This is a genomic window from Nesterenkonia sp. PF2B19, assembly GCF_001758425.2.
Lineage (GTDB): Bacteria > Actinomycetota > Actinomycetes > Actinomycetales > Micrococcaceae > Nesterenkonia > Nesterenkonia aethiopica.
The window spans coordinates 1-14,129 of the sequence record NZ_MDSS02000039.1 but is presented as its reverse complement, the minus strand read 5'-3'; the positions used below and the strand labels follow the sequence as shown (position 1 = coordinate 14,129).

Sequence of the window (14,129 nt, the reverse complement as noted above, 5' to 3'; positions counted from 1 at the left end):
CCCCGGCGCACTGCCTCAGGCGCCTCACGCTGCGAGGACAGTGATCCTACCGAGGGCGTCCAGAGTCGGCCAGATCCTCCGTCCGGCCCGGTCGGGCACGCCTCCACGTCAGGGCGGAGCCCACTCCGTAGGCCGCTCCGCAGAGCAGGACCACGACGCCGACCGGCACGCTGCGCTCCACCGTCACCGACCCGACGTGAACGTCACCGGAGACGAGGGCGAGGCCCAGCAGCAGGACAGCCACCCCGGCGATGGCACCCTGGACGGCGCCCCACCGCCGCTGGCTCCTGGTCTGCCGCATCACCAGTCTCCTCTGCCTCGTCTAGCCCCTCTGCCTCCAGCGGCCCTCAGCCGGAGCTGATGAGCGGGCTCGGGGACAGCAGCGTCGCATTGCGCAGGTCCCGCAACCGACGGGCCTTCTCCGCGATGGCGTGGTCCTCGTCGCTGATCGGCTGCCAGGGGGTGATGTGCCGGGCAGAGCCAGCGCCGTCGGGTGCGACCATCACCGGCAGGCCGTAGGCGACCACCTCCGGATGCTTCTCCCAGCGCGCCCCGGCCCGGACTCTCACCAGCACGTGCATGGACTTGGAGCCGGTGAGCACCAGCCGGGCGTCCACCTCCACCAGGTCCCCGGTGGTGATGGGCCGGTAGAACCGCACGCCCCCGGTGAGCACCGCGGCCACGTCATAGCCCGAGTACCGCTCGGCGCAGATCTCGGCGGCCCGGTCCATCCACTTCATGACCGCACCGCCGCGGATCTTGCCGTCCGGGTACTTCTCATCCGTGTCGGCCAGGAACCGCAGGGTCAGCGCCTCGGAGGTGCCCATGTCCTCGGGCATGGAGCTGATGGTCTCCTCCACCTGTCGGCGGTAGACCATCCGCTGGGTGGCGTCCACGCTGCGCCGCAGCTCCAGATCGGAGCTCGGCTCGAAGGGCGCCACGGTGACCGCCTCGCCGTCGTCGCCCACGGCCACGTAGATCATGTAGCACTCGGTGCACACCAGCCAGCCCTGCTCCGGGTGCTGCACCAGCACCCGGGTCTGGATGTGCACGGAGGTGCGCCCGGTGTGGACCACCCGCGCCTGCACGGTGACAGGCGTGTCCCGCGGCACCGGCGTGGTGAAGTGCATATTGCCCACATAGGAGGTCACGCACGCGGTGCGGGTCCACGACGCCGCACACGCATAGGCGGTCTTGTCGATCCAGTCCACGACGACGCCGCCGGCCACCGTCGTCTCCTTGGAGGTGCCCTTGACCTCTTGGAAGGTCAGTTCGATCGTGCTGCGCCGCGACATGTCCCTGACGCTAGCACCACCGGCGCCCGCACGGCAGGGACGGCACGAGAGACCCGGGCGGAACCACCCGGCATCCTGCACCCGGCAACACCCCGGGCAGCACGCCCCGACAACACGCCAGGGCGTCGATGTGACCGGACGCTCATGGGCCGATATCCTGCTGACCCTGTGGCCCGGCGCCGAAACTGCCTACGATGGGGTTCGAGCCCAAGGCCAGCCCGGCGTCCGATGAGACGCCGCCGAGGCACCAGGCCCCGTGATGGGCACCTGCCGACGGTACGGCATGAGGAAGACCTCAGCTCCGCATCACGACCCCGCCGGACCCCCGGTCCGGCTCCCCGTCCTGAACGCCGACCTGATCACCCTGCCCTGATCGCCCACAGTCCCCGTGAGGTATCCATGCACCCGTTCGAGAACCCCTTCCGGCACTCCGCCGAGGCCAAGCGTCACGCCCTGCGGCACTTCCGCGCCGTCCTGTTCGACATGGACGGGGTGGTCACCGACACCGCCGGCGTCCATGCCGCGGCGTGGAAGGAGCTCTTCGACACCGCCCTGGAGGAGATCACCGGGGAGCCGCAGCCCGAGTTCACCGACGAGGACTACCTGAACTTCGTCGACGGCCGCCCGCGCGAGGACGGGGTGCGGACCTTCCTGCAGGCTCGCAGCGTGTTCGTCCCCGAGGGTGAGCCGGGCGACGCCGCAGACCAGCTCACCATCCACGGCCTGGCCGCCCGCAAGCAGGGCTTCTTCGAGGCGGTGCTGGCCCGCGACGGCGTCGACGTCTTCCCCACCACCGTGGAGCTGATCCACCAGCTCCGCGAGGACGGCATCCCCACCGCCCTGGTCACCTCCTCCCGCAACGGCCGCGACGTGCTCAAGGTGGCCGGGCTGCTCGATGCCTTCACCGCCATCGTCGACGGCACCGACGCCCTGGAGATGAACCTGCCGGGCAAGCCGAACCCGGCCATGTTCCTGCACGCCTCCACGCTGCTGCGTGTCGAGGCCCAGGACTCCATCGTCATCGAGGACGCCGCCTCCGGCGTGCAGGCCGGACACCGCGGGAACTACGGGATGGTCGTCGGGCTCAACCGCGGCGAGGACCCGCGGCGCCTGAAGGAGGCCGGCGCCGACGTCGTCGTCACGGACCTGTCCGTGATGAACCTGGCGACACGCACCACCAAGCCCTTCGACCCGGACTGGGTGCTCGCCTATGACGAGTACGACCCCAAGGAGGAGCCCACCCGGGAGGCCCTGTGCGCCCTGGCCAACGGCTACTGGGGCACCCGTGGCGCCGTCCCCGGCACCTCCGCCGACGCCACCCACTACCCCGGCACCTACATCGCCGGAGTGTTCAACCGGCTCAAGACCGACATCATGGGCAAGACGGTCGAGACCGAGCACATGGTCAACATCCCGGACTGGACCTACCTGCAGGTGACCCCCGAGGCGGGGAACCCGCTGCTGCCCGGCTCCCCCGAGCTCATCGACTACCGCCAGGAGCTGGACATGCGCCGCGGGCTGCTCACCCGGGTGACCCGCTTCCAGGACCTGCACGGCCGACGCACCCGTCTCACCACCCGCCAGTTCCAGTCCATGGCCGGGGTCCAGCTGGCCGCCCTGGAGATGGAGATCGAGGCAGAGAACTGGTCCGGCAACGTCACCGTCCGCTCGATGATCGACGGGCGCGTCGCCAACCGCAACGTCGCCGCAGACCGGGAGCTGGCCGGACACCACCTCGACGCCGTGGACTCCCGGGAGATCGACGGCGAGACCGTCCTGCTGGAGACCATGACGAACCAGTCCCAGGTGCGGGTCGCCGTCGCCACCCGCACCTCGGTGACCTCCACCGGGAACACCAACCCGATGCGCCGCCCCGTCTCGGAGGGCGAGTTCGTGGCCGGGCATGACATCTCCATCAACCTCGAGGCCGGCACGCCGGTGACCCTGGAGAAGATCGCCTCGGTGGCGAACTCCCACGACCACGCGATCTCCACCGTGTGGCACTCCGCGGTCAAGCGGGTCCAGCGGGCCTCCTGCTTCCGCACCATGCTGACCTACCACGAGGAGATGTGGGGCGTGCTGTGGCACCGCTTCGCCGTCTCCATCGGCTCCCGCTCCTCCCGCCAGCAGATGGCGCTGAACCTGCACACCTTCCACGTCCTGCAGACCGCCTTCGGCGCCCGCCGCGACCTCGACGCCGGAGTCGGCGCCCGCGGCCTGCACGGCGAGGGCTACCGGGGGCATCTGTTCTGGGACGAGATGTTCGTCTACCCGATGCTCACCCTGCGGCGTCCGGAGCTGACCCGCGGACTGCTGATGTACCGGTATCGGCGCCTCGGCGAAGCCCGCGCCATGGCCCGCGCCGAGGGGCACGCCGGCGCCATGTTCCCCTGGCAGGCCGGCTCCGACGGCCGCGAGGAGACCCCCACCGAGCTGTGGAACCCGCGGTCCCAGGCGTGGATGCCGGACAACTCGCACCGCCAGCGGCACGTCTCCCTGGCCATCGCGTACTCGGTGCTGCAGTACTTCGAGACCACGCAGGACTACACGTTCCTGGCGGACTACGGCGCGGAGATGCTGGTGGAGATCAGCCGCTTCTTCGTCTCCCTGACCCAGTACGACACCGAGGCCGACCGGTACGACATCGAGGGTGTGATGGGCCCCGACGAGTACCACGACGGCTACCCGGACACCCCCGGATCCGGTCTGCGGAACAACGCCTACACCAATGTGCTGACCTCTTGGATGCTGCGGCACACCGCACGGCTGGTCCGCGAGCTGGACTCCCGGGACGACCCGCTCTCCGAGTGGCTGGACATCTTCGAGGACGAACTGGACCACTGGGAGCACATCTCCCGGCGGCTGCGCGTGCACTTCCATGCCGACGGGGTCATCAGCCAGTTCGACGGCTACGAGGACCTGCTGGAGTTCGACTGGGAGGGCTACAAGGCGAAGTACGGCAACATCGGACGTCTGGATCTGATCCTGCAGGCCGAGGGTGACGCCACCAACCGGTACAAGCTCTCCAAGCAGGCCGACGTGCTGATGCTGTGCTACCTGTTCTCCTCCGAGGAGCTCATCGACACCATGCGGCACATGGGCTACGAGGTGCCGATCGAGGACTTCGGGAAGACCATCGAGTACTACCTGGCCCGCTCCTCGCACGGCTCCACGCTCTCCCGCCTGGTGCACGGCTGGGTGGCCGCGCGCTTCGACCGCTCCGGCTCCTGGAACCTGTTCAAGGAGGCGTTGGAGGCCGACCTCGCCGACACCCAGGGCGGCACCACCCGGGAAGGCATCCACCTCGGCGCGATGGCCGGCACCGTGGACATGGTGATCCGTTGCTACGCAGGGGTCGAGACCCGCGCCGATGCGCTGTGGCTGCACCCGCTGCTGCCGGACGAGCTGCCGGAGGCCACGTTCCGCATGCGGTACCGCAACCAGCCGATCCTGGTGCACATGGACCACCAGAACGTGACGCTGAAGCTCTCCGAGGGATCGGCGGAGCCGATCGACCTCAATGTGGAGGGCAAGCGCAAGCAGCTCAGCCCGGGCGAGCGGTGGACCGTCCCGCTGGAGCACCAGGCGCGCGCCCACGCGAGGTCCTGAGCACCTCCATGGCCCTGAGCCAACTCACAGCGGCAGCGTCATGAACACGCTGTGCGGATCCTCGGTGTACTCGCCGAAGGGCGGGCACTCGGTGAAGCCATGCCGGGCGTAGAGCCGGCGCGCGGGGGCGAAGTGCCCCTGCGTGCCGGTCTCCAGGCTCAGCCGCCGGAGCCCGTGGCCGCGGCCGTGGCCGATCAGGTGCTCCAGCAGCGCACCGGCCACTCCCCGCCCGCGGGCGACGACGGCGGTGCGCATCGCTTGATCTCACCATGCCGGGAGTCCAGCCGCTTGAGCGCCCCGCAGCCCAGCAGCTCGCCGTCGTCCTGACGGACGGTCCACAGGGTGACGCCGTCGGCGCGCAGCTGGTCCAGGCCGAGGGCGTGCACGCTCTCCTGAGGTGAGGTCGCGTGCATCTCCTGCAGATGCTCGAGGATCAGCCCCTGAACGTCAGGCGTATGCGGGTCATCAGTGCGGATGTGCATGGCACCAGTGTGTGCGGAGCATGTTTCACCGGCGTTTCGCCCACTCCGCGCTTGACGATTAGCTAGATTATCTAGTCAAATGGATGCGTGAGAGACCGACCGAAGGACTCCGCCGGACACGGCCGGGCGCGACCCGAGGTCCTGCACACCCTGGAGGCGGTGCAGGTGCTCAGCGACTCCATGGACCGCATGCACAACACCCTCAAGGGCCCCATGGAGATGAACCCATCAGACGTGGCCGCCCTGCGGATGCTGGTGATCCGCGAGCGTCAGGGGCAGCCGGTCACGCCTCAGGACATCGCCCGCCACCTGCAGATCTCCACGGCCTCGGCCACCGTGCTGGTCGATCGGCTGGTGGACGCCGGCCACGCGCGGCGGCGCCCCCACCCCCGTGACCGGCGCTCGCGTGTCGTGGAGCTCACCGACCTGGCTCGCCGCTCCTTCCAGCACCACTTCGGCGCACGACTGGCCGCCATGCGAGAGGTCATCGACGCTCGCAACGACGAGGAGCTCCAGCTCATCGCTGAGTTCCTCACCGCACTGGCGGACTCGATGGTCGCCCCGCTGCCCGAACCCACCACAGCCTCACCCCAGGAGGACTCATGACGACATACTCCGCGGACGCCACCTCACGCCGGCCAGGCCTGGCCGGCCAGCTCCTCGCGCTGCTGGTGCTCCTCGCCATCCCGGTGGGAGTGGGGTTCCTGGGCAGCGCCCTGACCTCCGAGCAGATCGACGGCTGGTACGCCCAGGCCGACGTCGCCCCATGGAACCCGCCGAACTGGGTCTTCGGACCCGTGTGGACGGTGCTCTACCTGATGATGGGACTCGCAGCCTGGCTGGTGTGGCGGGAACGCACCTCGCCCGGACGCTCCCGCGCCCTGGGCCTCTTCGCAGTCCAGCTGGTGCTCAACGGCCTGTGGACTCCGATCTTCTTCGGCGCATACCCGCTCTGGGGCTCCGCCGCGCTGTGGCTGGCCTTCGCCGTCATCGTGGCCATGATCGCCGCCGTCGTGGCGACCATCCTGGCCTTCCGCCGCGTGCGCGGCCTGGCTCCATGCTACTGCTGCCGTATCTGGCGTGGATCCTCTACGCGTCCACGCTGAACCTCTCCATCGCGGTCATGAACTGACCCCTCTTCCCTCTCCATCCCGACCTTCCCCACACAGAACAGGGCCTTCGATGCTGCACGCCGCCGATCCCTCTCGCCTCTCCCACCGTTCCCGCTGGGGTCGACGGCTGCTCCTGCCGGTGGTCCTCGTCCTGGCCTGGCTGGCGTGGACCGGCGCCGGCGGCCCCACGTTCGGGGCGATCTCCGAGGTCACCACCGATGACCAGGCCACCTTCCTCCCGGCCGATGCCGAGTCCACCCGAGCCGGTGAGCTCCGGGAGCAGTTCGCCGACTCCGATGCTGTGCCGGCCACGGTCATCGCAGAGCACGACGGCGGCACCTCCGGTTCGCTGGACGAGACCGCGATGGGCGAGGCCGCTGAGCTGGCGTCCACCCTCGAGGGGTTGGACGGGGTGACCGACGTGATCGGGCCGGTGCCTGCCGAGGACTCCGGCGCAGTGCAGCTGATCGTACTGCTGGCCGAGGGCGCTGTCGACGACGGCGCGGTGGACGCGCTGCGCGCCACCGTCGCCGGGGAGCTGGACGAGGCGGCGTGGTCAGCCCATGTCACGGGGCCGGCGGCGCTGTCCACCGATCTCTCCGAGGCCTTCGCCGGCATCGATGGGATGCTCCTGCTGGTGGCGGTGGTCGCGGTGTTCCTGATCCTGATCGTGGTCTACCGCTCGCCGTTCCTCCCGCTGCTGGTGCTGCTCTCCTCGGTGGGCGCGCTGTGCACGGCGATCACCGTGGTCTACCTGATGGCTCGGCTGGAGTGGATCCAGCTCAACGGCCAGGTGCAGGGGATCCTGTCGATCCTGGTGATCGGTGCGGCCACGGACTACTCGCTGCTGCTGGTGGCCCGCTACCGGGAGGAGCTGCTGCGGGCGGCCGACCGGCACGCCGCCCTGTGGACCGCGCTGAAGCGCTCCACTCCACCGATTCTGGCCTCCGGAGGCACGGTGGCCGTCGCGCTGATGTGCCTGCTCGTCTCGGACCTGAACTCCAACCGTGCACTCGGCCCGGTGGCCGCGGCGGGCATCGTCTTCGCCATGCTCGCCACGCTGAGCTTCCTGCCCGCACTGCTGGCGCTGACCGGCCGGCGCGTCTTCTGGCCGCGCGTCCCGCACGCCACCGACTCCCCCACCAGGCACAGCACCGACGACGCCGACCGAACCCCCTCCCGCGGCCTGTGGGCCTGGACGGCCTCGTGGGTCGGAGCCCACCCCCGTCCGATCTGGGTGGTCGTCACCCTGGTGCTCCTGGTGGGCGCGGCCGGCGTGACCCAGCTGCGCGCCGACGGCATCGACCAGTCCGAGGTGGTGCTGGGCGAGACGGACACCAAGGCCGGCCAGACCATGCTGGAGAAGCACTTCGACGCGGGCACCGGTGCCCCCACGGAGATCTTCGTCCCGGCGGTGGAGGCCGATCAGGCCCTCGAGCTGGTCGCCGGCGTCGAGGGAGTGGCCGAGGCGCACCTGGTGGACGCCGACGGCGCTCCCGCCGGGGATCTCACGCAGGCCCGCCAGGTGGACGGGCAGGTGGAGATCTCTGCGACCCTGGACTCAGCCGCCGACTCCTCGGAGGCCGAGTCCGCCGTCGTCGCACTGCGCGACCAGCTGGACGCCCTGGAGGGGGAGGCTTTGGTGGGCGGCACCACCGCCACTCAGCTGGACACCACCACCACGGCTCAGCGGGACCTGATGGTGATCATCCCGATCGTGCTGGTCGCGATCCTGATCATCCTCATGGTGCTGCTGCGCTCCGTGGTGGCGCCGGTGATCCTGGTGGTCGCCACCGTCCTGTCCTATCTGACCGCGCTGGGGGTCTCCGCGCTGGTGTTCAACCACGTCCTCGGCTTCCCCGGCGCGGACCCCACGGTCCCGCTGTTCGGCTTCATGTTCCTGGTGGCCCTCGGCGTGGACTACACCATCTTCCTGATGACCCGGGCCCGGGAGGAGACCCTGCGCGGCGACCCTCGGGAGGGTCTGCTGCATGCCCTGGTCGTCACCGGCGGGGTGATCACCTCGGCCGGGTTGGTGCTCGCGGCGACCTTCGCCGCCCTGGCCGTGCTGCCGCTGATGTTCATGGTGCAGCTGGCCTTCCTGGTCGCGCTCGGCGTACTCATCGACACGTTCGTCGTGCGGACTCTGCTGGTGCCGGCGCTCGGCGTGGAGCTGGGTCGGCGGATGTGGTGGCCCTCCCGGCTGGCTCAGCCGGCGATCGCCCGCAGCGCCACGTACAGCACCGAGGGCCCGAGCAGGCACCCCATGCCGGTGTAGAAAGTGGCGGTCATCGCTCCGTAGGGCACCAGCCGCTTGTCGGTGGCGGCCAGTCCCCCGGCCACCCCAGAGGTGGTGCCCATCAGGCCGCCGTAGGCCATCGCGGACTTGGGGTTGTTGAGCCCGATGAACGGGGCGATCAGCGGAGTGCCGACCATGACCACCACGGCCTTGACCAGCCCGGCGGCCACGGAGAGCGCGATGACGTCCGAGCTGGCCCCCACGGCGGTGCCGGTCACCGGGCCGACGATGTAGGTGGCCGCCCCGGAGCCGATGGTGGCCATGGACTCCGGATCGGTGTAGCCGAAGGCCGCGGCGACGGCGGCCCCGACCGCGAACGAGACGAGCACGCCCAGGATGATGGAGAGCGCCCCGGCCAGCCCGGCGCGCTTGATCTCCTGAAGGTCCACCCCGTAGGCGGTGGAGACGATGGCGAAGTCGCGCAGCATCGCCCCACCCATCAGCCCGAGCCCGCTGAAGATGGCGATGTCGGCCATCCCGGCCTCCCCGCCGGTGACGGAGCCGCCCCAGTAGGCCAGCACCAGCCCCAGCATGATGGCGATCGCACTGCCCTGCAGGCGGCCGCGGGTCAGGGTCTTGGACAGCCAGCCGGAGACCATCATGAGCCCGCCGATGACCACGAAGGCCACCAGGAGGTCGTTGCGTTCGAAGACGGAGACGAGCAGATCCACCTCAGACCTCCTGCTTCTCGGCCTCGGTGAGCGGGGGCAGCGGCTCCGCCTTCTCCCCTACCCGCGCGAGCACCGGCACCAGGGCCGCCCCGGCCGCGAGCGCGCCGAGACCGGCGAGGATGGCCATGGGGCCGCCCGCCAGGGCCTCGACCACGTTCTGCGTGGAGGCCATCGCGATGACGATGGGGATGTACATGGCGGACCAGAACATCACCCCCTGCTCCGAGGCGGGCGGGAACTTCCCCATCCGCCGGAGCTTGTCGGTCACCAGCACGAGCATGATCATCGCGAAGCCGACTCCGCCGACGTTCGCCTCGACGCCGACGACGACGCCGAGCACCTCGCCGACGAGCATGCCGACCAGCATGCACAGCGCGAGTGCGGCCACTCCGTAGAGCACCATGATGTTCTCCTGTCCTGCGGTTCAGTGCTGCTTCTGTCCGGTGCTGCTTCTGTCCGGTGCTGCTTCTGCACCCGGGCGGCCCCTGTCGTCCCGATCAGGCGGGGACGAAGAGGTCCGCGTACTGCTTCCGCAGCTCGGCCTTCTGGACCTTGCCCATGACGTTGCGCGGCAGCGCCTCGACGATCTTCACGGCTCGGGGCTGCTTGAACCGGGCGAGGTCCTCGCGGATCCCGGCCAGGATCTGCTCCGGCTCCAGGGCGGCTCCGGCCTGCGGCACGACGACGGCCACCACGGTCTCCCCGAAGTCCGGGTGCGGCACGCCGATCACGGCGGACTCGGCCACGCCGTCCAGGGCGTCGATGCGCTCCTCGATCTCCTTGGGATAGACGTTGTAGCCCCCGGAGATGACCAGGTCCTTGTCACGGCCGACGATGCACAGGTAGCCGTCCTCGTCGATCCGGCCGAGGTCCCCGGTGATGAAGAATCCGTCGGAGCGGAATTCGGCGGCCGTCTTCTCCGGCATGCGCCAGTAGCCGGCGAACACGTTGGGGCCCTTGACCTCCACCAGGCCGACCTCGCCGTCGGGCAGCTCGGCGCCGCTCTCCCGGTCGGTCACCCGGATCTGCACCCCGGGGAAGGGCTTCCCCACGGTGCCGGGCTTGCGGGCGCCGTCGTAGGGGTTGGTGGTGTTCATGCCGGTCTCGGTCATGCCGTAGCGCTCGAGGATGGCGTGCCCGGTGGCGGCCTCGAAGGCCTCGTGGTCGCTGGCCAGCAGCGGGGCGGAGCCGGAGACGAAGAGTCGCATGGAGGCGCAGGTCTCCGGGGTCAGCCGCTCGGAGGCGAGCAGGCGGGTGTAGAAGGTGGGCACCCCCATCAGCACGGTGGAGGTGGGCATCAGGTCCAGGATGGCCTCGGCGTCGAAGGACGGCAGCCAGTGGAAGGAGGCTCCTGCCACCAGGGTCATGTTGGCGGCGACGAAGAGCCCGTGGATGTGGAAGATCGGCAGCGCGTGGATGAGCCGGTCCTGGTCCGTGTACTGCCAGGCCTCCAGCAGGGCCCGGCAGTTGGAGGCCAGGTTCCCGTGCGTGAGCACCGCCCCCTTGGACCGTCCGGTGGTGCCGGAGGTGTAGAGGATCGACGCCGGGGTGTCCGCGGCGGCGGCATAGGACTCCTCCACGGTGGTCTCGGAGGTCAGCAGCGTGCCGTCGCCTGCGGTGCCGAGCGTCTCCACGATGAGCTGATCCCCGCCCCGGGCGGCGTGCTCCTGCTCCCGCTCCGGGGAGCAGACCAGCACGCGCGGCTCGGCGTCGCCGATGAAGTAGTCCATCTCCGTGCCGGTGTAGGCGGTGTTCAGCGGCAGGAAGACTCCGCCGACCCGCAGGGTGGCCAGGTAGAGCGCCAGCGCCTCCGGCGACTTCTGCACCTGCGCGGCGACCCGGTCCCCGGGCTGGACGCCGTCGGCCAGCAGCCGGGCGGCGATCCGCCGCACCGTGTGCTCGGTCTCCGCATACGTCAGGGTGCCGCCGTCGGGCAGGTGGAAGAGCACCTTCTCGGGCTGGCGGGCCGCTTGGGCCTCGAAGGAACGGTGGATCGGGGTGAAGTCGTCGGCCATGGGGGCGGATCCTCTCGGAGTGTCGGGTCGGTCAGGGATGAGCTCGGCCAGCGGGCCGTCGACAGCGACCTCGCGCCGCCGCACGAAGTCCTCGTGGCGTCGCTCGAGCTGCTCGGGCTCATAGCGGTAGGTGATCATCGCCCCGTAGGACTGGGCGCGCGCCGCCGGCGAGCTGTGGGCCGGCCAGTGCAGCTGCCAGGCGGCGGCCCCGTTGCCCAGGTGGAACCGGGCCACCGGGTCCAGCGGCCGACCATCCCCGCGCCGCTCGGCGGTGATGTAACGGGCCAGGACGGGCAGCAGCCGCTCACGCAGGGCGGGCGCGCCGGCACTCTCAGCGTCAGGGTCCGCAGCACGGGGATCATGTGCAGCCAGCTCGATGGCCAGGTGGAGCAGCTCCGGATCGTCCTGGGACTCCAGCCAGCCGCGGAAGCCCGGGATGGGAGACAGCGTGACGAAGCGCCGCAGATGGGGCAGCTGGCGGCTGACCTCGTCGATGACCTGCTTGATCAGGAAGCTGCCGAAGGAGATGCCGGCCAGCCCCTCGAGGGAGTTGTTGATGGAGTACAGGGCGGCGGTGTCGGCCTGGGCGGGGTTCAGCGCGGGACCGGGCTCCAGCAGCGGCCCCATGTGGCGCGGGACGCCCTCCACGAGCGCCACCTCCACGAAGATCAGCGGCACCTCTCCGGTGGCGGGGTGGAAGAACGCGAAGCACCGGCGATCCTTCGGCTGCAGCCGCCGACGCAGGTCCGCACGGCCCTCCATGGGGTGGACCTTCTCGAACCGCAGCAGGTGCTGGTGGAGCTCCTTGGGAGAATCCCAGGTGATCTCCTCCATGCGCAGGAAGCCTCGATTGAACCAGGAGACCAGCAGGTGCCGGAAGTCGTGGTCCACCGGCCGCAGCTCAGGATGCTCCGGCAACAGCCTGCGCAGGTCCGCCCGCATGGCCACCAGCGCGGCGGTCGCATCCGGAGCGTGGTTCATGCGCCGCAGCAGCTGCTGACGGGCCGGCTCGACGACGTCGAACAGACGGGTCAGTGCGGCATCCCGCCGCTGCCCGTCGGCCTGCTCCCAGGCCTGATAGGCGGCGCGGACGGCGTCGTCATCAGCCCCGTGGTCCTGCAACATGTGGGTGAAGAAGGCCAGGCGGCCAGCGTCATCCAGCTGAGCGTAGGCCTGCAGCGCCCGGGCGGCCACCGCCCGCAGCGAGGCCTCCCCGACGTCGCTCATCAGGACCTCGCAGGCGGCCAGGAGCTGGTCCAGCGGGGCGGCCTCCGGCTCCTGCGTCGCCGCGCCCTCCCCGCCCCGGCGACGCAGGGCGCGGAACAGGTCCGCGAGCAGCCATCCGTCCTGACGTCCCATGGCGATCCTCCCTCGACGAGTCGACGTTGTACATCACACGCCGTGATGTATATAACAGGGACTATAGAGCATGAACGTGACCTGCGCCACAGGATGGCCGGTCGGATACCCTGAACCTCGGAGGTGGCCATGGCTCGGATCCCAGAGTCCCAGCGCGTGCGGGACGCCCTGGAGAACGCGATCGTCGACGGACGGCACCGCCCCGGCGAACGCCTGGACCCGGCGCAGCTGGAGCAGGAGTTCGGCTGTTCCCGGACCCCGGTGCGGGAGGCGCTGCAGGCTCTGGAACGCTCCGGATTGGTGCAGATCCGCCCCAAGCAGGGCACCTATGTGACCGAGCTGAGCATCTCCGAGCTGGCCGAGCGCTTCGAAGTCATGGCGGAGCTGGAGGGCATGGCCGCCCGCCTCTCCGCCCGGCGCATCGAGGCCGACGCGTTGGAGGAGCTCGAACGGGCCGTCTGCGACTGCGAGGACCACGCCATCGCCGGCGACGCCGACGGCTACTACTACGCCAACGCCCGATTCCACGGCATCCTCTACGATTCCTGCGGCAACGAGTACCTGCGCCAGCAGGCCCACGCGCTCAAGCGCGCCCTGCAGCCCTACCGGCGCCTGCAGCTGCGGGTCCCGGACCGGATGCGCCGGTCCCTGGCCGAGCACCGGGCCATCGCCGACGCCGTCCGCGCCGGTCAGGCCGAGGTCGCCGAGGATGCGGCTCGCTCCCATGTGCTGGTCCAGGTCACCGAGTTCAGCCAGCTGGTCCGCACGTGGCGCCACCTCAGCGCCTCGCCGGAATGACCCACCCAGGGAACACCCACCCGCGAAAGGAGGCCCCTTGCCCGACCGCAGCGCCCTGGAACACACGCTGACCACCCTCGACGGCCGCGGCTACGCCGGCTACAAACAGCTGCGCGGAACCCACGAGCTCCCTCCCGGCGACGCCGAGACCACCGGCCTCCGGCTGCTCGTGGACCACGTCCAGGTGGACCCGTATGCCCCGCCGTCCCTGATGCGCGTGCAGCTGGACCGCGACGCGGCGGACCTCCCGGAGGACCTGACCGCCGATGCGCGGGGACGCACCGCCGTCGCCGACTTCCTGACCCGGCGGGTGGCGGAGGCGGCCCGCCGCCTCTCCCCCGGTCGGCCTGGGGACGGGTCGATCAGCATCGACGACCCGGCCAGCAGGTGCTGGAACGCACCAGCGTGGTGATCGGCGCCCAGCACGTGGAGGCACGGCTGCATGTGGCGCTGCCGGCGGCCGGGCGACGCATCCGCGCCGCCGCGGCC

Annotated in this window: 10 protein-coding genes and 2 pseudogenes; 6 read left to right on the top strand and 6 right to left on the bottom strand. The window is 70.3% G+C overall.

Annotated features, from left to right (window positions below; genetic code table 11):
* Positions 1-46: 46 nt before the first annotated feature.
* Positions 47-301: a hypothetical protein gene (locus tag BCY76_RS11780; RefSeq protein WP_085437720.1), complete on the bottom strand. Its 255-nt coding sequence runs from the start codon at positions 299-301 to the stop codon at positions 47-49.
* Positions 302-347: 46 nt separating this feature from the next.
* Complete coding sequence (locus tag BCY76_RS11775; RefSeq protein WP_070159605.1) at positions 348-1,295, bottom strand: acyl-CoA thioesterase; 948 nt, start codon at positions 1,293-1,295, stop codon at positions 348-350.
* 399 nt (positions 1,296-1,694) lie between these two features.
* On the opposite strand from BCY76_RS11775, the gene BCY76_RS11770 reads away from it, so the two are divergent.
* Positions 1,695-4,904: a beta-phosphoglucomutase family hydrolase gene (locus tag BCY76_RS11770; RefSeq protein ID WP_085437719.1), complete on the top strand. Its 3,210-nt coding sequence runs from the start codon at positions 1,695-1,697 to the stop codon at positions 4,902-4,904.
* A 24-nt stretch (positions 4,905-4,928) separates the two neighbouring features.
* Here the strand turns inward: BCY76_RS11770 and BCY76_RS11765 are convergent.
* Positions 4,929-5,386 (bottom strand): annotated as a pseudogene (locus BCY76_RS11765) (GNAT family N-acetyltransferase).
* A gap of 87 nt (positions 5,387-5,473) precedes the next feature.
* Between BCY76_RS11765 and BCY76_RS11760 the strand changes: the two are divergent.
* The 3 genes from BCY76_RS11760 (at position 5,474) to BCY76_RS11750 (ending at position 8,776) form a co-directional block, all read left to right on the top strand.
* The gene (locus tag BCY76_RS11760; protein WP_237090120.1) at positions 5,474-5,992 is read left to right on the top strand and encodes a MarR family winged helix-turn-helix transcriptional regulator; all 519 of its coding nucleotides are present in this window, start codon (positions 5,474-5,476) and stop codon (positions 5,990-5,992) included.
* On the top strand, positions 5,989-6,492 hold the full coding sequence (locus tag BCY76_RS11755) for a TspO/MBR family protein (RefSeq protein ID WP_237090119.1): 504 nt from the start codon (positions 5,989-5,991) through the stop codon (positions 6,490-6,492). The genes BCY76_RS11760 and BCY76_RS11755 overlap by 4 nt, the downstream gene beginning before the upstream one ends.
* Positions 6,493-6,568: 76 nt before the next feature.
* Positions 6,569-8,776, top strand: a complete 2,208-nt coding sequence (locus BCY76_RS11750) for an MMPL family transporter (RefSeq protein ID WP_085437718.1) — start codon at positions 6,569-6,571, stop codon at positions 8,774-8,776.
* Here BCY76_RS11750 and madM read toward each other — a convergent pair.
* The 3 genes from madM to BCY76_RS11735 form a co-directional block, all read right to left on the bottom strand.
* Positions 8,707-9,468: a malonate transporter subunit MadM gene (gene madM, locus BCY76_RS11745; protein ID WP_070159611.1), complete on the bottom strand. Its 762-nt coding sequence runs from the start codon at positions 9,466-9,468 to the stop codon at positions 8,707-8,709. The genes BCY76_RS11750 and madM overlap by 70 nt on opposite strands.
* 1 nt (position 9,469) lies before the next feature.
* A complete protein-coding gene (gene madL, locus BCY76_RS11740) occupies positions 9,470-9,871 on the bottom strand; it encodes a malonate transporter subunit MadL (RefSeq protein WP_083277439.1) in 402 nt (133 codons plus the stop codon).
* A 94-nt stretch (positions 9,872-9,965) separates the two neighbouring features.
* Complete coding sequence (locus tag BCY76_RS11735; RefSeq protein ID WP_085437717.1) at positions 9,966-12,842, bottom strand: AMP-binding protein; 2,877 nt, start codon at positions 12,840-12,842, stop codon at positions 9,966-9,968.
* A 129-nt stretch (positions 12,843-12,971) separates the two neighbouring features.
* Here BCY76_RS11735 and BCY76_RS11730 point away from each other — a divergent pair, with 129 nt between their 5' ends.
* Both BCY76_RS11730 and BCY76_RS20745 read left to right on the top strand, forming a co-directional pair.
* The gene (locus BCY76_RS11730; protein ID WP_070159632.1) at positions 12,972-13,640 is read left to right on the top strand and encodes a GntR family transcriptional regulator; all 669 of its coding nucleotides are present in this window, start codon (positions 12,972-12,974) and stop codon (positions 13,638-13,640) included.
* A pseudogene (locus BCY76_RS20745) lies at positions 13,552-14,129 on the top strand (ABC-ATPase domain-containing protein); the annotation flags it as partial. The gene BCY76_RS11730 and the pseudogene BCY76_RS20745, both read left to right, overlap by 89 nt.

Excerpts from the sequence above, each read along its gene's own strand:
- BCY76_RS11780 (WP_085437720.1), bottom strand. The coding sequence starts at position 301 with ATGCGGCAGACCAGGAGCCAGCGGCGGTGGGGCGCCGTCCAGGGTGCC.
- BCY76_RS11775 (WP_070159605.1), bottom strand. The coding sequence starts at position 1,295 with ATGTCGCGGCGCAGCACGATCGAACTGACCTTCCAAGAGGTCAAGGGC.
- BCY76_RS11770 (WP_085437719.1), top strand. The coding sequence starts at position 1,695 with ATGCACCCGTTCGAGAACCCCTTCCGGCACTCCGCCGAGGCCAAGCGT.
- BCY76_RS11755 (WP_237090119.1), top strand. The coding sequence starts at position 5,989 with ATGACGACATACTCCGCGGACGCCACCTCACGCCGGCCAGGCCTGGCC.
- BCY76_RS11750 (WP_085437718.1), top strand. The coding sequence starts at position 6,569 with ATGCTGCACGCCGCCGATCCCTCTCGCCTCTCCCACCGTTCCCGCTGG.
- madL (WP_083277439.1), bottom strand. The coding sequence starts at position 9,871 with ATGGTGCTCTACGGAGTGGCCGCACTCGCGCTGTGCATGCTGGTCGGC.
- BCY76_RS11735 (WP_085437717.1), bottom strand. The coding sequence starts at position 12,842 with ATGGGACGTCAGGACGGATGGCTGCTCGCGGACCTGTTCCGCGCCCTG.
- BCY76_RS11730 (WP_070159632.1), top strand. The coding sequence starts at position 12,972 with ATGGCTCGGATCCCAGAGTCCCAGCGCGTGCGGGACGCCCTGGAGAAC.